A 19517-nucleotide genomic window follows, 5' to 3' on the forward strand; every position below is an offset into this window, starting at 1 on the left:
GGCGGGAAGAAGTACCGGTCCGGGGTCAGAAACTCCGCCGGGGCGCGGGCGGCAGTGCCGCCGGGACATGGGTCCCGGTCTGGTGCGGCCGCCCGTCGCCGTGTGTGCCCGCGGCCGCGTACCCGGTCGGCACCGGGCCGAGCTGCTCCGGATGGCCCGCGTACGCCGGCCTGCCGTCCTGGCGGGGCTGCCAGGGATCGGGCACGGGCGGCGGGCTCCAGCGGCCGGTGGGCTGCCAGCCGCCGCCCTGCCAGCCCCCGCCGCTCGTGCCCGTGCCCGGCCCGCCGTAGCCGCCGCCGTACGCGCCCGTTTCGCCGCTCCCGTACGGGACCGGGTACGCCGCGCCGAAGCCGCCGCCGGACCCTCCGCTGCCGCCGCTCGCGCCGAACGCCACGAAGCCGTGGTCCTCCTCGCCCGAGCGGTCGCCGGGCAGGGCCCGGAACGACCGCAGGTACTCCGAGTACAGCGCGTCGAAGATCGGGGTCAGCGAGCTGGTGTGCGTCTCCCGGTCGCGCGGCGGGCGCATCGGCGGGATCGGGCTCTGGAAGGAGCTCGGGTACGGCTGCGGGCGCGGAGCGTCGTATGCGTGCACGTACCTGCCAACGAACCGTGCGCCCGACGGATGCGGGCGCCGGGGCGAAAACGCAGATCGCCGGGGGTACCCGGACGGATCCGCGTACCCCCGGCGCACACCGGTCACGGCGAGCGGCAGGCCGCCCGGCCGGCTCAGGTGCCGGCGAGCGGCATCGCCGCGGCGACCAGCAGACCGGAGCCCGCCGCCTTGTCGAGGGCGTCGCGCAGCAGGTCCTCGCGCGGCTGCTGGCCGATGGAGCCGACCGGGGCCGCGTACACCAGCACCCGCTGGGTGCGGTTGACGGCCGCCCGCCAGCCGTCGGTGACCGGCAGCGCCTGGTGGGCCTGCCACCAGGCCACCTGCTTGCCGCCGGTGCCGCCGGGCTGCAGGATCGCGTGCAGCTGACCCGCCGCCAGCAGCACGGACCAGCCGGAGAGCACCGACGGCGGCCCGTTCATGTCGGACACCGGGATGAAGCCCTGCTCGATCAGCAGCGGCAGGAAGTCGTCGCCGGGGCCGGTGGTGCCCGGCCGCGCGATCGGCGCGGTCGGCTCGACGACGAGCGCCGGGTGCAGCTCCCCGTTGATCAGCAGCAGGCCGCTGGTGATGCCGAGGACGGCCTGGCCACCGGGCGTCGACTGCGGGCCCGCCGGACCGGCCGCGCCCGGGGCCTCGCCGGTGATGCTGGCGACGGCGCCCTGCAACTGGTCCTCGGAGACCGCCACGACCTGGGAGGGGATGCAGGTGGCGTGGGCGAAGGCGAGCACCGCGGTCTCGTCGCCGACGAACAGGACCGTGCTGGTCGGTTCCCGTTCGGAGTCGCCCGGGGTGCGGCAGGAGGTGCAGTCGTAGCTGCCCGGCGCGGTCTCGCCGGAGAGCAGCAGCTCGGCTTCTTCGTCGCCGATCTCGGCGCGTACGTCAGGGCTGACGTCGAGCATGCGCGACACGGGGTGACTCCTCGGACTAGGCGTGCGTGGGCCGGGCCGTTCCCGGCTCTCGGGGGCTCAACGGGGGAGGCGCGGCCGGGGTCACGCCCCTTTTGTGGGCAGTTGCCGACGGGGCCGGTTCGGCCGGGCGGGCCGCGGCCGGTCCGCCGACCGGGTGGGCGGTCCGGCCGGCCCGCGCGGCGCCCCGGGCACGGGCCGGAGGCGTCCGTAACGTGACCCGATGGCTCACCCCCGGAACCGGCCCGCCGCCGTGCTCGCCGCCGCCGCGCTGGTGCTCGTACCCGCCGCCGCGTGGCTGCTCGTACCCGCCGCCGACGCGGCAGCGGCCGCGGACGTCCGGAGCGTGGTGCGTACGGCGCCGCCCCCGCCGGCCCCCGGCCCCTCCGGAGTCGCGCACGTCGGCTCCGCGGGGACCATCGGCACCGGGCCCGGCGACTGCGGCCCGGACGGCGAGTGGCCCTGGGACTGCGTGGCCGACTGCGAGTCCAGCGGCCGCTGGCACGTCAACACCGGCAACGGCTTCTACGGAGGGCTCCAGTTCGGTCAGCCGACCTGGGAGCGGCACGACGGCCCCCGGTTCGCGCCGCGCGCCGACCTCGCCACCCGGGAGCAGCAGATCCGGGTCGCCGAGGACGTGCTCGGCGACCAGGGATGGGAGGCCTGGCCGGCCTGCGCGCGCCGCTACGGGCTGGCCGGGCGGGCACACGTGGTGCGGCCCGGCGACACCCTCACCTCGATCGCCGGCAAGTACCGGATCGCGGGCGGCTGGCAGGAGCTGTACGCGCTGAACGCCGAGCTGATCGGGCCCGTCCCGGACCACATCGAGGCCGGGATGATGCTGGTCATCCCCGCCAAGGCGGCCGCAGCGGTGCCGCCGCCGACTCCACGGCCTCCCCGCTGAAGACGACGGCGCCCCGGCGCAGCACGTGGACCAGTACGCCGGGCGCGGCCAGCGCCGCCGGGACCCGCTGTTCGGCGAGCACCACCGCGGCGCCGGCCGCAGCGAGCGCGCCGAGCAGCGCGTACGTGCGCTCAGCGGCTCCGGAGGCCATGCCCAGCGCGGGTTCGTCGGCGAGGACCACGCGGGCGTCGCGGTGCAGCAGGGCGCGGGACACCGCGACCATCCGCTGCTCACCGCCGGACAGGGTGCCCGCCGTCCGGGCCAGCAGCGGGCGCAGCTCCGGATAGCCCGCCAGGGCCGGCCCGATGTCCCCGTCCGGCGCGGCGAGCGCAAGCTGGCCGGCGACGGTCAGGGTGCCGTACACCGCCTGCCGGTCCGGTACGAGGCACAGGCCGAGCCGGGCCCGCTCGTGCGCCCGCAGCCGGGTGACGTCGCGGCCCTGCCAGGACACCGTGCCGGCGGCCGGCCGGACCGTGCCGGCGAGGGCCCGCAGGACGGTGGTGCGGCCGGAGCCGTTGCGGCCGACGAGGAGGGTCACGGCGGCCGCCGGAACCGGCAGGTCCACGCCGTGCAGGGCCTCCAGCGGCCCGTACCGCACGCGGACGCCGTGCAGGGCCATCTCAAGGGCCATCGAGCTCACCCCGCGCCATCACGTGCACGGTCGCGGCCAGTTCGCCGACCAGGTCGAGGTCGTGCTCGACGATCAGCACGGCCAGGCCGTCGGCGGCCAGGGCCCGCAGGATCCGGGCGAGCGCGGCCGTCTCGGCGGCGTCGAGGCCGGCCGCGGGCTCGTCGAGCAGCAGGACGCGGGGGCCGCCCGCCAGCGCGCGGGCCAGCTCCACCCGGCGCAGGGTGCCGGTGGGCAGGCCCGCGACGGCCGCGTACCGCACCGGGCCGTCGAGGCCGAAGAGGCGCAGGGCGCGCTCCACGGCGGCGGGGTCGCGGCGGTGCCCGTGCTCGGCGCCGACCCGGACGTTGTCCTCGACGCCGAGCGAGGGGAACACGGCGAGCTGCTGGAAGCCGCGGGCCAGGCCGAGCCGGGCGCGGGCGTAGGGGGCGAGCCGGGTGAGGTCGTGGCCGTCGAGGGTGATGCGGCCGGCGGTGGGCCGCAGGGTGCCGCTGAGGGTGTGGAACAGGGTCGACTTACCGGCGCCGTTGGGCCCGACGAGGCCGGTCACCTGGCCGGTGGGGGCGTGGAGGGTGACGTGGTGCAGGGCGCGGTAGCCGTCGGGGTAGTGGGCGGTCAGTCCCTCGACGTGCAGTCCGGCGGGTACCGGGGCCGAGCCGGGTCGCGAGGGGCTCCGCCCCGGACCCCGCGCCTCAATCGCCGGCGGGGCTGGAATCGGCCGAGCGCCGGCTGCACGCGTCGGCGGGGCCGGGTGCGGTGCCTCAAACGCCGACGGGGCTGGATGTGGCTGGGGGCCGGGTTCGAATGCCGGCGTGGCCGGGGCGGGGAGGCGGCCGATCAGGCAGGCCAGGGTGCCGATGACGGCCGCGCCCACGCCGCCTTGGGTGCCGGCGTCCAGACCGACGAGCAGCGCGGCCGCGATCAGCGCGCCGATCAGGCTGTCGTGGCCGACCACCACGAGGGCGGCGAACCAGAGGAGCCCGCGGACCGGGTCGAACGCCTCCGGGTCGAAGGCCCGTACCCCCATGCCGAGCATGCCGCCGCCGAGTGCGGCCAGCGCGGCGCCCGCCGTGAAGGCCAGCAGTTTCAGCCGGGGCACCGGCACCCCGGCGGCCTCGGCCCCCGGCTCGTGGTCGCGCAGCGCGGCGAGGGCGCGTCCGGTGCGGCCCCGGCGGAGCGCGGCCACCGCGGCCAGGACGGCGGCGAGGAGGACGAGTTCGAGCGCGTAGTACGCCCGGTCGTCCGCGAAGCCCGCCGGGCGGGCCGGTGCCAGACCCGCGGTCGCGTACGGCTGCGCGAAGACGAACCGGCTGACGGCGACCCCGAAGGCCAGCGTCACCAGGGCCAGGGCGAGCCCGTGCCGGCGGATCGCCGGCCACCCGGTGAGCAGGCCCAGCGGGGCGACCAGCAGGACCGCGCACCCGAGGGCGGCCAGCCCCGGCAGTCCGGCCGCCGCGAGGTGCGCGGTGAACAGGGCGCCGAGGCCGGCGTACGCGGCCTGCCCCAGCGAGATCTGGCCGCCGCGCCCCGAGACGACGACCAGGGAGAGCAGCACCACGGCGAGGGCGGGCACCTGTACGGCGGTCTGCAGATCGGTCCCGCCGAAACCGAACGGGAGCAGGAGCAGGACCGCGGCCGCCGCCCACACCACCCCGCCCGTCCCGCTCGTTCCCCATGCCTCCCACGTCTCCCGTGCCCCCGATGCTCCCCATGCCGTGCGCGAGCGGCGCGGCCCGCTCGTCCCCCGTGTCTCGTCCGCGCCGCGGTCCTGTTCGGTCCCTCCCGCCGTGGCGTCCGTCCCGCCCGGCGGCCCGGGCGACGGCCGTACCGCCGGGTCGGGCTGCCACGGCCAGGCCGCCGCTCCCGGCGGTCGGGCCGGTGTCGGGAGTGCGCCCAGGAGGGTGCCGGCGAGGAGGGCCAGTACGAAGAGGTTCGCGGTGAGGGACTGGAGCAACGGGGCTGTCGGGCCTTCCGGGTGGAGACGGGTCAGCTGGGCCTGGGCCACGCCCAGGGCCAGCGCGGTGAGGACCGCCACCGGGATGCTGCGCAGCCGGGCCAGTACGGCCACCGCGAGGACCTCCAGGACCAGGAGCGGCAGGCCGTACGGGTCCAGGCGTACGTACGGGGCGAGCAGGATGCCGGTCAGGCCGGCCGTGAAACAGCCGAAGGCCCAGCCGGCCGCCGCGATCCGGTCCGCGTCGATGCCGTCGAGTGCGGCCAGCGGCCGGTTGGCGACCACCGCCCGCAACTGCCGGCCGAAGCGCGTCCTCCGGTCCGCCCACCACACCGCCGCGCAGAGCAGCAGGACCGCCGCGGCCTGCGGCCACGGCTCGGTGTGCCACAGCTGCGGGGCGTCCGCCCGGGCGCCCTGCCCCCACACCAGGACGGCCCCGCCGACCAGCAGCACGAACACCCCGATGGTGGCGACCAGGGTCCGGTCCGGGCCCGCCTCACGCACCGCGAGCGGCCGGAACACGACCCGCTCCAGGACCAGTCCGAGGCCGGGCGCGACCGCCGCCAGGGTGACGGCGGCGGCCGCCCACACCGGCAGCCGCCAGTCGACGGCGAGCTGGCGGAACACGTACGCGCAGACCATCGCGACGGCGCCGTGCGCCAGGTTCAGGACACCCGTCGCCCGGTAGGTGACGATCAGTCCGATGCCGCTGAGCGCGGCCGCGCAGCCGATCGCCAGCCCGGCGAGGGTGAGTTCGTACGTCAGCCCGGTGAGGGCGGCGAGCCCGGACGGCTGTCCCCCGAGGGTGAGCCCGTGGGGCAGGCCGTGGGTGAGCCCTTGGGCCAGGGCGTGGGCCAGGCCGTGGGTCAGGCCGGCCATGGCGGCTCACATACCGGGCAGGGCGTGAGGGGTGGTCCGCCGGCGGCGGGCAGCGCGTCCGGCCGGCCGTCCACCAGCGGGCAGTCCGGCCGGTGCGCGAGGGTGCCGCCGGGGACCCGCAACGGCGGGCCGGAGGAGCGGCCCGCCGCCCGCGGCTCTCCGGCGGCTCCGGGATCCCCGGGACCGCCGGCGGCTCCGTGCTCTCCGGCAGGCCCGGCCGCCCCGGGCTCCCCGCGGTCTCCGGGCGCCCCCGCCGGCTGTCCGGCCCGTACGGGTTCTGCGGGCCGCCCGCCGTCCCCGGCCGGGGACCCGGCGGTCGGCCGCCACAGCGTCGCCAGCAGCACCGCACCCGCCACCAGCAGCGCGGCACCCGGCACCGTGCACGAGGCCAGGTAGGGGATCTGACGTTCCGCGAACCGCTCGCCCGACACCCCGTACCAGCCCGTGACGCACAGGGCCGCGCCGCAGGCCAGCGCGGTCACGGCCACCCACAGGGCGGTGCGCGGGGTGGGCTGCATCGGGGCTCCCCGGGGCGGAGGCGGGTGACGCGGTGCGCGTACGGCCGGGGACGGCGGCCGATCGCGATTGCACGATGCCCGGACGGGCCTGACCCTGGAAGCATCGAGCCGGACGGCTCGTCCGGACACCGGTGGTGAGCCAGATGGTCCTGGGCAGACATCCGCGTACCGCCGCCTGGGTGGCGGCCGCGGTCCTCGTGATCGCACCCGTAGCGGCGGGCTGCTCGGACGACTCGGGGGACGGCGGCGCCACGTCGCCGCCCGCCGCGTCCGTCTCGCCGGCCGCACCGGCCAGCGCGCCGGGGCCCGCCGACCCGGCGGCGGCCAAGGCGGAGATCGAGAAGAACTGGACGACGTTCTTCGACCCGAAGGCGAGCACCGCCGAGAAGACGAGGGTGCTGGAGGACGGCGACACGGTGCGGCCGCTCCTCGAGGGCTTCGCCACCGACCCCAACGCGGCCACGTCCTCGGCGCGGGTCACCGACGTCACCTTCACCTCGCCCACCGACGCCCGGGTGACCTACGACCTGCTCGTCGGCGGCGCCCCCGCACTGCCCGCGGCCAAGGGCACCGCCGTCTTCCAGGACCAGGTCTGGAAGGTCTCGTTGAAGACGCTCTGCGCGCTGGTCCGGCTCAGCGGCAATGCGGTCCCGGCGGGTTGCTGAACGCCTGCTGCTCGCGGGGCTCCTGACACTGGGCGCCGCGTGCGGCAGCCGGCTGCCCGAGAGCGACTTCACCGCCCGGCCCGCCACCGCCACCGCGCCGGGCACCGCGCCCGTACGGATCGGGATCATCGCCAGCACCACCAGTCCGGTCGGCGGCGACGCCTTCGCCGGCCCCGGCGAGGGCGCGGCGGCCTACTTCGCCGCGCTGAACGCCCGCGGCGGCCTCGACGGCAGGCCCGTCGAGGTGCACACGTGCGACGACGGCGGCAGCGGCGTCGGCAACAACGCGTGCGTCCACGAACTCGTCGACGAGAAGAAGGTGTTCGCCCTCGTCGCCACCACCGCCCTCGACTACGCGGGCGCCCCGCTCGTCAGCCGCGCCGGCGTCCCCGACATCGGCGGCCAGCCCATCGGCACGGCCTACGACACCTACCCGCACCTGTACGGGATCTACGGCAGCGACGCCCCGCGCGACGGCCGCGCCCCCGGCCGGGACGGCACCCTGTACGCGGGCACCGAGGTCTACCGGTGGTTCCGCCTGCACCGGGGCGCCCGCACCGCGGCCGTCGTCTCCTACAACCAGGCCGCCTCCGCCTCCTACGCCCGCCTGCTCACCCGTGGGCTGGCGGCCGAGGGCTACCGGGTGGCGCAGGAACAGGTCGACTTCGCCCTGCCCAACTTCGGCGCGGTCGCCGCCGACCTCAAGGCCCGCGGCACCGACGTGGTCTTCGACGCCCTCGACAGCCACGGCAACGCCCGCCTGTGCGCGGCCATGGACCGGGCCGGGGTCCGCGTCACCGCCAAGGTCACCAACGTCCAGAACTGGCACGACGCCGTCCGCGAGGAGTACGCCGACGCCCCGCACTGCCGCAACGCGCTCTGGGTGACCGGCTCCAGCCGCAACCACGCAGACGCCTCCCACCCGGCGGTCGCCGCCTTCCGCGCCGCCATGCTGCCGCGCCTGCACGGCCGGCCGCTGTCCCAGTGGCAGCTGGAGGGCTGGGCCGCCGCCATGTGGTTCACCGACGCCGCCCGGTCCTGCCGCGGCGACCTCACTCGTCCGTGTGTCGAACGCTTCCTGAACCGCGCCGAGCCCTACACCGCGGCCGGGCTGCTGCTCCCGGTCTCCTTCCGGCCCGCCGCCCGGCCCCCGCGGACGCACCGGGCCTGCCTGTCCGTGGCCCGCTGGCAGGACGCGCACGGCTGGACCGGCCAGGGCGGCGAGATGACCGCCAACTGCCTCGACGTACCACTGCTGCCGCACCGACCCTGAGCCCGCCCGCCGCCGCCCCTCCGCCCCGGCGGCCCGCCGGGCACCGCTGGCAGACTCGGGTCATGCTCGAGACCTCCGCACGACTGCTGCGCCTGCTCTCCCTGTTGCAGGCCCACCGCGAATGGACCGGTGCCGACCTCGCGGACCGCCTCGGCGTCACCCCGCGCACGGTCCGCCGGGACGTGGACCGGCTGCGCGAACTCGGCTACCCGGTCAACGCCAGCCCCGGCACCGGCGGCGGCTACCAGCTCGGAGCGGGCGCCGAACTGCCCCCGCTGCTCCTCGACGACGACGAGGCCGTCGCCGTCGCGGTCGGCCTGCGCACGGCCGCGGGCAACGGCGTCGAGGGCATCGGCGAAGCCTCCGTGCGGGCCCTGGCCAAGCTGGAGCAGGTGCTGCCCGGCAGGCTGCGCCGCCGGGTGTCGGCCCTCAACGAGTTCACCGTGCCCATGCTGCGCGGCCGGCAGCGCTCCACCGTGGACCCCTCCGTGCTGACCGAGCTCGCGGCCGTGTGCCGGGACGGCGAGCGGCTGCGCTTCGACTACCGAGACCACGAGGGCGCCGCGACCCGGCGGAGCGCGGAGCCGCACCGGCTGGTGTGCACCGAGCACCGCTGGTACCTGGTCGCCTGGGACCTGGACCGGGCGGACTGGCGGACGTTCCGGGCCGACCGGATCGAGCCGCGACCCCCGCACGGCCCCCGCTTCGCCCCGCGCCGGCCGCCCGCCGAGGACCTCGCCGCGTACGTCTCCCGGGGTGTCTCGCACCGCGCGTACGCCGCCCGGGCCGTGGTGCGGCTGCTCGTGCCGGCCGAGACGGCCGCGCAGACCATCGGCCCCTCGGACGGGGTCATCGAGCCCGTGGACGCGCATTCCTGTCTGCTGCGCACCGGCGCGGTCAGCCTCGATGTGCTGGTCATCCACATCATGCTGGCCGGCTACGAGTTCGAGGTGCTGGAGCCGGCCGAACTGACGGAACGGATCGCCGCCGTGCGGGATCTGCTCGGGCGGGCGGTGCAGCGGACACCCGACCCGGGGATCCTGTGAAGGAATGGTGGCACTTTCATGGCCCGTCAGTTCCCCAGGCCCGACGGCCGGGGGAATGGCCGCGCCGGTAAAGGACGGCGTGCCGCGGGATATCCGGCAGCCGGCGGAAACCGGGCCGGGGCTCCCGGAGCGGGAATTGCCGCACCCCGGGAAACAGCCGGGACGAGTGAATCGCCACGGGCAAACGCCTGTTGATGATCTGTGACACAAGCGTGACCCGGGATGGACCAAAGTCCGAGTGGGTTCCCCGCCGTGGCGGTTCGGCCGGGTCGGCGCGGCCCCCGGCCCCGTCGAACGCCAGGCTCCACCGAACCTCCGGACCCGGCCGCCGGACGCACGGCCGCCGCGGCCGGGATGATCCGGACCGCGGCGGTGGGGCGGGGGAGGTGTGCGTACCGTCCCCGCGGAGGTGCCGGCTCAGCCGCCGGTGACGGGGCGGGCCGCGGGATTGCGGGCGGCGCGCTCGGCGTGCACCGGGCGGCGGCTGCCGGCCGGGGTCACCGGGGTCCGCTCGGAGCGGATGAGGTGCGGCCGGGCGGCGAGGTGCGGGGTGAGGTGCGGGCCGGGGCGGCCGGCCGGCGCGTGGCCGGCCGTGGCGGCCGCGGGCTGCAGACCGGCGGCCTCGTCCTCGGCGGGCACGGCGACCCGCTGGGCGAGGACCTTCGCGCGGGCCGCGAACGCCCCGGCCGGGACCGGCGCGCCGGAGCCGCGGGCCGTGCGGCTGCGCAGCAGGTCGCGTACGTCGAAGACGAGGGCTTCGGCGCGGGCGATCGCCGGCTCGAACCAGGGCAGCGCGAGCAGGATCAGCAGCCCGGCGGCCCAGCCCAGCAGCACGTCGCTGACCCAGTGGGTGCCGAGGTAGACCGTGGTGGCGCCGACGCTGAGCGCGACGACCGCCGAGAGCACCGACAGGTTGCGCCGGGTGCGGACGGTCGAGGCCAGGTAGGCGAGGATGCCCCAGGTCACGACGGCGTTGGCGGTGTGGCCGGAAGGAAATATATCGCCGCCCGCGAAGAGTTCGGCCGAGCCGATCTGGGTGGCGTAGTGCGGACCGAGCCGTCCCAGACCGAGCTTGACCGCGCCGACGGTGGCGTTGAGGAGGAGCAGTGCGACGCCGAGGGTGATCAGCGGGCGCAGGGTGTGCTGGCGCCAGGAGCGCCAGCCGAGCCAGGCGGCGACCATCACCGCGGTGGGTCCGCGCTGGCCGAGCACGACGAGGTAGTCGAGGAAGGCGTGCAGTTCGGGCCACTGCTCGTACGGCCGCCAGAACATGATCTGCCAGTCCAGCCGCACCAGCCACGAGGTGGTCAGCACGGCGACGATGATCGCGAGATAGAACGCGAGCGTGGCGCCGAAGAGCACCACGCGGTGCCGGCTCATCCGCGGTACTTGCAGATGAGCCGGTCGTTCGGGTTCACGGTCCAGGCGGGCGAAGACCCGCTCCAGACGGGTGAAGATTTGGTCGGTACGCACTCAATCGACGTTACCGCGCGGGCGTGCACGACCCGGACGAATCGCTGGGTTTGTGATGACCATGTGATGTGGAGTAGGTCTCACGGGGGGCTTATTCCCGATAATCCGAGAGATCTCCGGTCCATCGTGAACCAAGGTTCGAGAATTCCCGAGAAGACTTACACGGACTTTAATGGATCCCGGAAATGTCTTTACCGGTCATATTCGGAATTCATCGCTCCGTTATGCAAGGCGGTCGGCCCGCCGCGACGGCCGTGCCGGCCTACGGGGGCCCCGAGCCGTTCAGCCAGAACGCCCCGTACGCCGCCGACGCCGCCGCGACGGCCGCCAGCACGCCAGCCGCCCGCCCGGTCCGCCACCGCGCCAGCGCCACCGCCGCCGGGAACACCAGCGGGAACGCCGGCAGCAGCAGCCGCGGCTTCGACCCGAAGTAGCCCGACGCGCACAGCGCCAGCGCCACCACGACCCCGGCGTACACCAGCAGCGCCGCCGGCTGCCGCTGCCGCAGGCACAGCCGGTACACCCACAGCACCAGAAGCACCCCGGCGATCAGCCCCAGCCCGGCCGCGAAGGCCGGCGACGCCAGCTTGCCGCCGATGAACCGGGCGAACGCCCAGCCGCCGTCGAAGCCGTTGCCCCAGCCGGCCTGCACGTCCAGGTAGCCCAGCACCCCGTCCCCGGTGCGCGCCCCCACCCACAGCACGTACCCGGCCGCCCCGAGCGGCGCCAGCAGCATGCCGGCGAACTGCCGCCGCGACCGCTCCCCGCGCCGCCGGGCGAGCAGGGCCGCCACCCAGACCGCGGCCACCACGGCCGCGCCCACCGGCCGGGTCAGCCCGGCCGCCGAGGCCAGCAGGCCCGCCGCCACCCAGCGCCCGGTCAGCGCGCAGTACAGCGACCAGGCCGCCAGCGCCGTGAACAGCGACTCGCTGTACGCCATCGACTGCACGATGCCGACCGGCAGTGCCGCCCAGACCACCGCCGCCATCACACCGGCCCGCCGCCCCCACAGGAGGTCGGCCACCGCGAAGACGCCCCAGGCCGCCGCCAGCGAGGCGGTCCACGCGACGACCAGCCCCGCGGACCCGTACGACAGCCCGGTCACCGCCGACACCGCCCGCTCCAGCCAGGGCAGCAGCGGGAAGAAGGCCAGGTTCGAGTGCACGTCCCCGTTGGGGAGCGCCACCTCGTACCCGTAGCCGCCGCCCGCCACCCGGGCGTACCAGAGCGAGTCCCAGCGGGCCGAGAGGAGGGTGTGCGCACTGCTGCCGGCGGCCGCGCTCCACCCGGCCAGCACGGCGAGGCCGAGCGCGCGGACGGCGGCGAAGCCCAGCAGGGCGGGGGCCGCCCGGCGCAGGGAGGGCGGGGCGGAGGCCGGCGGCGGGTGCGGCGATGCGGGTCGGGCGAGATCGGTCACGGGCATGATTATCGGTGGCCGCACAGCGGGAACACGGGCCGTGACCAGGCGTGTACGCGCCGGGAGGGCAGTGGCGTACGCCACACCCCGGCTGTCACAAGCGTGAGAGCTTGACCACGTGAACCACAGGCGAACTCGCGTACGCTGACGGTTCCTCGCGTGCCGGTGCCGGACCCCGCAGGACGCCGCCGACTTCCCCGGGCGGCACAACGTCAACGCTGGTCCGCCGAGTGCGAGGGATCACTTGGGAGGTACGTACATGTCAGGGACGAACACGGCCGGAACCCGTCGGAGCACCCCCTGGCAGCGGCTGAACGACGCCGCCGGCGGAGCCAACCGCTGGGTCGTCCTGATCGTCCTGTGCGTCAGCCTCCTCCTCGTCGCCCTCGACGCCACGATCCTCCACGTCGCCGTCCCGGCGGTCACCGCCGACCTGCGCCCCGGCTCCATCGAGCTGCTGTGGATCGTCGACGCCTACCCCCTGGTCTGCGCCTCGCTGCTGATCCTCTTCGGCACCCTCGGCGACCGGGTCGGCCGCCGCCGGATCCTGCTCCTCGGCTACGGCCTGTTCGGCGCGGCCTCCGCCATCGCCGCCTTCGCGACCGACGCGCAGGTGCTGATCGCCGCCCGGGTGCTGCTCGGCATCGGCGGGGCGATGATCATGCCCGCCACCCTGTCGATCATCCGGCAGGTCTTTCCCGACCGCCGCGAACGCGCGGTCGCCATCGGCGTCTGGACCGCGGTCGCCGCGGTCGGCGCGGCCACCGGACCGGTCCTCGGCGGCTTCCTCGTCGAGAACTTCTGGTGGGGCTCCGTCTTCCTCATCAACATCCCGCTGATGGCGCTCCTGCTGCCGGCCGCCCGCTGGCTGCTGTCCGAATCGCGCGGCTCCACCGACGGACCCTGGGACGTGCTGGGCGCGCTCACGGCGGCCGCCGGCATCCTCGGCGTGGTCCTCGGAGTCAAGCGGGCAGGCGCCGACCAGAGCCTCCTCGGTGCGCAGGCCCTAGTCCCGCTGCTGCTCGGCGCCCTGCTGCTGGTGCTCTTCGTGCGCCGGCAGAAGCGGCGCGCGCACCCGCTCGTCGACATCGGGATGTTCGCCCGCGTCACCTTCTCCACCTCCGTCGGCTGCATCGTCCTCGCCATGCTGGCCCTGGTCGGCCTGGAGCTCATCGCCGTCCAGTACCTCCAGCTGGTGCTCGGCCTGAGCCCTCTCCAGACCGGCCTGCGGCTGCTGCCGCTCACCTTCGCGGCCATGGCCGCCGGCGTCCTCGGCTCGTGGACGCTGCACCGGGTCGGCCCCCGGCTGATGGTCTCCCTCGGCTTCGCCCTCACCGCGCTCGCCGTCCTGCTGCTGACCCTGATGGGCCAGCACGACCGGCCGCTGCTGCTCACCGTCGGCTTCGTGCTGCTCGGCTTCGGCCTCCAGACCACCCTCTTCGGCGCCTACGAGTCCATGCTCAGCGAGGCCCCCGCCCAGCAGGCGGGCGGCGCCGCGGCCATCGGCGAGACCTCGTACCAGCTCGGCGCGGGCATGGGCATCGCGCTGCTCGGCAGTGTCATGAACGCCGCCTACGCGCCCGGTCTGCGGGACGTTCCCGGGGTCTCGGCCGCCGACAGCGCCGGCGCCGCGCACTCGCTCGGCGAGGCGTACGAGATCGCCGCCGGGCTCGGCGGCGCCGCGGGTGAATCGCTCCACAGCGCGGCCCGTCACGCCTTCGTGCAGGGTCTGCACGTGACCCTGCTGGTCAGCGCCGCACTGCTGCTGCTCGGTGCGGCCGCCGCCCTGCGGCTGCCCCGCACCATGGACTGCGCCCAGGCGCAGGACGGGCCGGAGGGCACGGCCGGGCAGTGCGGTGCGGTCGCACTGCCCGCGCAGTCCCCGGCCGGCGTCGGCGCGGGCCCGGCGGCCGGTGGCGGCGCCGCAGCCGGGTCGGCCGGCCCGTCCGGTCAGCCCGGTCGGCGGGTCAAGGTGCCGGCCCCGGCACGCCGCGGTCCGGCCGAGCCGGCCCGCTCTGGACGCGCGGCACACTGAGCCGTAACGTCGGCACCGAAACCTGGAAACTTACACTGCTAGTTTTCGTGTGCCGCCGGGAGGCCCCGCCGTGTCTTCATCGTCCATGCCGGCTTTCGTACCCGCCGATCCGCTCGGCCTCGACGACCTGCTCAGCCCCGAGGACCTCGCGGTCCGCGACACCGTGCGCGGCTGGGCCGCCGACCGCGTGCTCCCGCACATCGCCGGCTGGTACGAGACCGGCGAGCTGCCGATCCGCGAACTGGCCCGCGAGCTCGGCGCCCTCGGCGCCCTCGGCATGTCCCTGGAGGGCTACGGCTGCGCCGGCGCGAGCGCCGTCCAGTACGGCCTGGCCTGCCTGGAGCTGGAGGCCGCCGACTCCGGCATCCGCTCGCTGGTCTCCGTACAGGGCTCGCTGGCCATGTACGCCATCCACCGGTACGGATCCGAGGAGCAGAAGCAGCGCTGGCTGCCCGGCATGGCCGCCGGCGAGCTGATCGGCTGCTTCGGCCTCACCGAGCCCGACGTCGGCTCGGACCCCGCCGCCATGCGCACGTACGCGAAGAAGGACGGCACCGACTGGGTGCTGACGGGCCGCAAGATGTGGATCACCAACGGCTCGGTGGCCGCCGTGGCCGTGGTCTGGGCCCAGACCGACGAGGGCATCCGCGGCTTCGCCGTGCCCACGGACACGCCCGGCTTCTCGGCGCCCGAGATCAAGCACAAGTGGTCGCTGCGCGCCTCGGTCACCAGCGAGCTGGTCATGGACGAGGTCCGGCTGCCCGCCGACGCGGTGCTCCCCGGTGTCACCGGGCTCAAGGGCCCCCTCGGCTGCCTGAGCCACGCCCGGTACGGGATCGTGTGGGGCTCGATGGGCGCGGCGCGCGCCAGTTTCGAGTCGGCGCTCGACTACGCGAAGACGCGCGAGCAGTTCGGCCGGCCGATCGGCGGTTTCCAGCTGACCCAGGCCAAGCTCGCGGACATGGCGCTCGAACTGCACAAGGGCGTCCTGCTGGCCCACCACCTGGGCCTGCGCATGGACGCGGGACGGTTGCGGCCGGAGCAGGTCAGCTTCGGCAAGCTCAACAACGTGCGCGAGGCCATCGAGATCTGCCGCACCGCGCGCACCATCCTCGGCGCGAACGGCATCTCCCTGGAGTACCCGGTGATGCGGCACGCGACCAACCTCGAATCGGTCCTCACCTACGAGGGCACCGTCGAGATGCACCAGCTGGTGCTGGGCAAGGCACTCACCGGGCTCGACGCCTTCCGGTGAGCACCCCGCTCAGCTCTGGTTGAAGAAGCCGTCCTGGCCGCGGTGCCCGCTCTCGCTGACGATCTGGGTGTCGGCCGGGGTCAGCAGGAAGACCCTGGTCGCCACCCGCTCGATCGAGCCGCGCAGACCGAAGGTGAGGCCGGCCGCGAAGTCGACCACGCGCTTGGCGTCGGTCGGGTCCATGGAGGAGAGGTTGACGATGACCGGGACGCCGTCGCGGAACAGCTCGCCGATCCCGCGGGCGTCGCGGAAGCCGTCCGGGGTGACCGTGGCGATCCGGCGGCCCTGCACGACGGCGGAGTCCGACGCCACCCGCACCCGCGGGTCGGTCACCCACGCCTCGGGCTGCTGCGGGCCGTGGGCAGCCTCCGCGTACTCGTCGTCGTAGTACCGCTCGTCGTCGCTGTCCTCGACGAGACCCAGCCAGGCACTGGCCTTGCGCACCGAACCCATGGACGCCTCCTTTCACCGCGGTCTGTTCTTGGTTCTGCACTCCCTATGGTCGTCCATGATGCTGACAGCGCGCCAAGTGGATAGCCGCCGCGCACAGGATTCGTGACGGTTCTGGTGCAGAACATCCGCTGCACCGTCAAGGTGCCGCACGCCTACGGCTGCTGACTGAGTGAAAATACGACGCATCGCTCCATGCGGGTGATGAGGCGGGCGTACGGGTGAACGAGGAGCCTCGGTACGATGCCCCGCACGCGCGCGCACGACACACGGGGGAGCGCAATGTTCGGCATCGTCAGGCCCTGCACGCACCGGCTCGGGGAACGCTTCAAAGCCGAGTGGACGGCCCATCTCTGCGGTCTCTGCCTGGCACTTCGCGGTGACCACGGCCAGTTCGCCCGGCTCGTCACCAACTACGACGGGCTGCTGGTATCCGTCCTGACGGAGGCTCAGGCCGGTCCGGACCTGCGGACCCGGCGCACCGCCGGACCCTGCCCGCTGCGCGGCATGCGCAGCGCCCCGGTCGCCCGCGGCGAGGGCGCCCGGCTCGCGGCCGCCGTCTCCCTGGTGCTGGCCTCGGCGAAGGTACGGGACCACGTCGCCGACCGGGACGGGCTGTTGGCGCGCGCCCCCCTCGCGGTGGCCGCCCGCCGGGTCGCCCGCTCCTGGGACCGGGCCGGGGCCCGCACCGGCGCCTCCCTCGGCTTCGACACCGCGGTCCTCGTCGACGCCGTGGACCGGCAGGCGGGCATCGAGGTGCTGGCCGGGATCGGCACCCCGGTGCTCGCCGTCACCGAGCCCACCGAGACCGCGACCGCGGCCGCCTTCGCGCATACCGCGCAACTCGCCGGCAGGCCCGGCAACGCCGCCGCGCTCGCCGAGGCCGGCCGGCTCTTCGGGCGGCTCGCCCACCTCCTCGACGCCGTCGAGGACCGGGAGGCGGACGCCCGGGCCGGCGCCTGGAACCCCCTCACCGCCACCGGCACCCCGCTCACCGAGGCCCGGCGGCTGTGCGACGACGCCCTGCACGGCATCCGGCTCGCCCTCAAGGACGCCGAGTTCGCGGACGCGGGACTGGCCCACCGGCTGCTCGTCCACGAACTGCGCACCTCGGTGGACCGCGCCTTCGGCACGGCCGGGTGCGCCCACACGGCCGCCGCGGGGTCCGACGGGCCGCGGGGCCAGGCGGGTCCGACGGTCGCTTCGGGGCCGGGCTTCGGCCCGCCGCCGGTGATGCCGCCGCCGCAGAAGCCGCGGCGCGGACTGCTGGAAGGCTGCGCGGTCGCGGTCGGGCTGTTCTGCACGTGCCGGCTGTGCTGCACGGACCACGAGGGCCCGTGGTCGCGCAAGAAGCGCGACGCGTGGTGCGACGGATGCGGCGACTGCAACTGCAACTGCGACGGCTGCTGCTGCGACGGGTGCTGCTGCGACTGCAACTGCTGAGCTCCGGTCGGGTCGCCCGGGCCGCCGTGGACGTGCGCGTGGTCCGGCTGCCGCGGCACGGCGCCGGACGACACGCCGCGCCGAACGACACGCCGAGCCGGTGTCCGGGCGCTCCTGAGGCCCGGTCAGCTGCCGTACGGGAGCGGGCGCGAGCCCGTACGGCGTACTCCGGGATGCCTGTACCGGCCGGTGTGGAAATGTGACCGGCATGATCGACGACATCCACGGCGGCGACGCGTACACCGCCTGGCAGCACTGGCACGAACAGCGGGTGGACACCGTGTCCGCCCCCTACGGACCGCTCTCGCTGACCGCGACCCACTGGCTCGCCGACTATCCGGAGGGTCGCCTTCCGGCCGTTCCGGGCCGGTGGACCGAGACCGGCGGCGGCGTGGCCGTGACCGCCGCCGCGGCCGACGGCATCACCCTGGACGGCCGCCCCCTCGACAACGCTGACGGCGCGGAAGGCGCGGACGTCGGGGTCGTGCTCGGCGCCGGCCGGCACCCGGCCGCCGCCGCCCGCCTCGCGCACGGCGAGCGCCACCTGGTGGTGCTGCGCCGCGAAGGGCAGTGGGGGGTGCGGGTCTTCGACCCGCGGGCGCCGGCCCGCGCGGCCTTCCAGGGCATCGAGGCCACCCCGCACCGCAAGGACTGGGTCCTCACCGGCACGTTCCGGCCGTTCGACGCGCAGCGGACCGTGGAGGTGATGAACGCGGACGGCCGCTCGCGCGGGCTCGGCCTCGGCGGCGAGCTCACCTTCCGCCACGCGGGCACCGAGCACACCCTCCAGGTCGCCGTGGACGCGGACACCGGCGGGCTGTGGGCGGTGTTCGGCGACGCCACCGGCGGTTCCACCAGCTATCGCTTCCGCTTCCTCAAGCCCGCCGCGCCCGACGCCGCCGGCTCCGTCACCGTCGACTTCAACCGGGCGCTGCTGCCGCCCTGCGCCTTCGCGGACCACTTCATCTGCCCGTTCCCGCCGCCCGGGAACACCCTGCCGTTCCCCGTCGACGCGGGCGAGCGACGGCTGAAAGGCGCCCTTGCGGAGCAAAACTGACGCCGCAACACTCCCGAGCAGCGCACCCCCACCACGGGCCCCCGATCCCCCCAGGGAGGACGACAAGTGAGGCTCAAGCGCATCACCCCCACCCGGCTCGCGGCGCTCGGCGCCGCCGTCGCCGCCGTTGCCGCACTGACCACCCCCGCCGGCGCCGCCGGCTCGGACGCGGACCGGGGCGGCTACTCCGCCGACCGGCTCGCCGCCGTCGGAGCCTCGGTCCTGCGGGCCGACGTCGGCGGTACCGCCTGGCACACCGACCCCGCCACCGGCACCCTCGTGGTCGCCGCCGACTCCACCGTGACCAAGGCCGAACTCGCCAGAATCCGGCGGGAGGCCGGCGCGGACGCCGGCGCCCTGCGGATCGAGCGCATCCCCGGCAAGCTGTCCCGGCTGCTGGCCGGAGGCGACGCGATCTACGCTTCCAGCTGGCGCTGCTCGCTCGGATTCAACGTCCGCAGCGGCAGCACGTACTACCTCCTGACGGCCGGTCACTGCACCGACGGCGCCGGCACCTGGTACACCAGCTCGGCCCGCACCACCGCGATCGGGCCGACCGTCGGATCCAGCTTCCCCGGCAACGACTACGGGCTGGTCCGCTACGACAACGCGTCCCTGGCCCACCCGGGCGCGGTCGGCAGCCAGGACATCACCGGCGCCGTGAACGCGACCGTGAACATGTCGGTGACCCGGCGCGGCTCGACCACCGGCACCCACAGCGGCCGGGTCACGGGCCTCAACGCCACCGTCAACTACGGCGGCGGCGACGTCGTGTACGGGATGATCCGCACCAACGTCTGCGCCGAACCGGGCGACAGCGGCGGGTCCCTCTACTCCGGCAGCCAGGCCGTCGGCCTGACCTCGGGCGGCAGCGGTGACTGCTCGTTCGGCGGCACCACCTTCTTCCAGCCGGTCACCGAGGCGCTCGCCGCGTACGGGGTGAGCGTGTACTGAGCCACGGCACTCCCTGACCCGGGGCCCCGCCCCGGCGCACTCGGCGCG

At 75.4% G+C, this 19517-nt stretch carries 17 protein-coding genes; 9 read left to right on the top strand and 8 right to left on the bottom strand.

The window, feature by feature from the left end; translation table 11 throughout:
• Positions 1-25 precede the first annotated feature (25 nt).
• Positions 26-592 carry a hypothetical protein gene (locus tag OG764_RS27395; RefSeq protein WP_328971089.1) on the bottom strand — a complete coding sequence of 189 codons (567 nt, stop codon included), beginning with the start codon at positions 590-592 and terminating at the stop codon, positions 26-28.
• A gap of 134 nt (positions 593-726) precedes the next feature.
• Positions 727-1512 carry a hypothetical protein gene (locus tag OG764_RS27400; RefSeq protein WP_328973197.1) on the bottom strand — a complete coding sequence of 262 codons (786 nt, stop codon included), beginning with the start codon at positions 1510-1512 and terminating at the stop codon, positions 727-729.
• Between the two features lie 229 nt (positions 1513-1741).
• Here OG764_RS27400 and OG764_RS27405 point away from each other — a divergent pair, with 229 nt between their 5' ends.
• Positions 1742-2422 carry a LysM peptidoglycan-binding domain-containing protein gene (locus tag OG764_RS27405; protein WP_328971090.1) on the top strand — a complete coding sequence of 227 codons (681 nt, stop codon included), beginning with the start codon at positions 1742-1744 and terminating at the stop codon, positions 2420-2422.
• Here OG764_RS27405 and OG764_RS27410 read toward each other — a convergent pair.
• The 3 genes from OG764_RS27410 to OG764_RS27420 are packed head-to-tail and all read right to left on the bottom strand — an operon-like array spanning position 2364 to position 6401.
• Positions 2364-3053, bottom strand: coding sequence for an ATP-binding cassette domain-containing protein (locus OG764_RS27410; RefSeq protein ID WP_328971091.1), 690 nt, complete (start codon positions 3051-3053; stop codon positions 2364-2366). The genes OG764_RS27405 and OG764_RS27410 overlap by 59 nt on opposite strands.
• On the bottom strand, positions 3043-5883 hold the full coding sequence (locus OG764_RS27415) for an ABC transporter permease subunit (protein ID WP_328971092.1): 2841 nt from the start codon (positions 5881-5883) through the stop codon (positions 3043-3045). Before OG764_RS27415 ends, OG764_RS27410 begins: the two co-directional genes overlap by 11 nt.
• Complete coding sequence (locus OG764_RS27420) at positions 5871-6401, bottom strand: hypothetical protein (RefSeq protein ID WP_328971093.1); 531 nt, start codon at positions 6399-6401, stop codon at positions 5871-5873. Before OG764_RS27420 ends, OG764_RS27415 begins: the two co-directional genes overlap by 13 nt.
• A 143-nt stretch (positions 6402-6544) precedes the next feature.
• Between OG764_RS27420 and OG764_RS27425 the strand changes: the two genes are divergently transcribed.
• The 3 genes from OG764_RS27425 (at position 6545) to OG764_RS27435 (ending at position 9385) form a co-directional block, all read left to right on the top strand.
• Positions 6545-7066: a hypothetical protein gene (locus OG764_RS27425; RefSeq protein WP_328973198.1), complete on the top strand. Its 522-nt coding sequence runs from the start codon at positions 6545-6547 to the stop codon at positions 7064-7066.
• Positions 7044-8339: an ABC transporter substrate-binding protein gene (locus OG764_RS27430; RefSeq protein ID WP_328971094.1), complete on the top strand. Its 1296-nt coding sequence runs from the start codon at positions 7044-7046 to the stop codon at positions 8337-8339. Before OG764_RS27425 ends, OG764_RS27430 begins: the two co-directional genes overlap by 23 nt.
• A gap of 62 nt (positions 8340-8401) precedes the next feature.
• Positions 8402-9385, top strand: a complete 984-nt coding sequence (locus OG764_RS27435) for a helix-turn-helix transcriptional regulator (protein WP_328971095.1) — start codon at positions 8402-8404, stop codon at positions 9383-9385.
• Between the two features lie 417 nt (positions 9386-9802).
• On the opposite strand, the gene OG764_RS27440 is transcribed toward OG764_RS27435, so the two are convergent.
• Together OG764_RS27440 and OG764_RS27445 are read right to left on the bottom strand one after the other, a co-directional pair.
• Positions 9803-10858, bottom strand: coding sequence for a phosphatase PAP2 family protein (locus OG764_RS27440; protein ID WP_328971096.1), 1056 nt, complete (start codon positions 10856-10858; stop codon positions 9803-9805).
• A gap of 262 nt (positions 10859-11120) precedes the next feature.
• Positions 11121-12281 carry a hypothetical protein gene (locus OG764_RS27445; protein WP_443056068.1) on the bottom strand — a complete coding sequence of 387 codons (1161 nt, stop codon included), beginning with the start codon at positions 12279-12281 and terminating at the stop codon, positions 11121-11123.
• 253 nt (positions 12282-12534) lie between these two features.
• Here OG764_RS27445 and OG764_RS27450 point away from each other — a divergent pair, with 253 nt between their 5' ends.
• Complete coding sequence (locus OG764_RS27450) at positions 12535-14310, top strand: MFS transporter (RefSeq protein ID WP_328971098.1); 1776 nt, start codon at positions 12535-12537, stop codon at positions 14308-14310.
• 85 nt (positions 14311-14395) lie between these two features.
• Complete coding sequence (locus OG764_RS27455; RefSeq protein ID WP_328973199.1) at positions 14396-15565, top strand: acyl-CoA dehydrogenase family protein; 1170 nt, start codon at positions 14396-14398, stop codon at positions 15563-15565.
• A gap of 9 nt (positions 15566-15574) precedes the next feature.
• Here the strand turns inward: OG764_RS27455 and OG764_RS27460 are convergent, their stop codons facing one another.
• Positions 15575-16018 (bottom strand): cell division protein SepF, encoded by a 444-nt coding sequence (locus tag OG764_RS27460; protein ID WP_328971099.1) that lies wholly within the window; start codon positions 16016-16018, stop codon positions 15575-15577.
• A gap of 279 nt (positions 16019-16297) precedes the next feature.
• On the opposite strand from OG764_RS27460, the gene OG764_RS27465 reads away from it, so the two are divergent.
• From OG764_RS27465 to OG764_RS27475, 3 genes are all read left to right on the top strand, one after another.
• Positions 16298-17458, top strand: coding sequence for a DUF5685 family protein (locus tag OG764_RS27465; RefSeq protein WP_328971100.1), 1161 nt, complete (start codon positions 16298-16300; stop codon positions 17456-17458).
• Between the two features lie 208 nt (positions 17459-17666).
• The gene (locus OG764_RS27470) at positions 17667-18515 is read left to right on the top strand and encodes a DUF1684 domain-containing protein (RefSeq protein WP_328971101.1); all 849 of its coding nucleotides are present in this window, start codon (positions 17667-17669) and stop codon (positions 18513-18515) included.
• 66 nt (positions 18516-18581) lie between these two features.
• Positions 18582-19469, top strand: a complete 888-nt coding sequence (locus OG764_RS27475) for a S1 family peptidase (protein ID WP_328971102.1) — start codon at positions 18582-18584, stop codon at positions 19467-19469.
• The last annotated feature ends 48 nt before the right edge of the window (positions 19470-19517 follow it).

Source organism: Streptomyces sp. NBC_00239, from assembly GCF_036194065.1.
Taxonomy (GTDB): domain Bacteria; phylum Actinomycetota; class Actinomycetes; order Streptomycetales; family Streptomycetaceae; genus Streptomyces.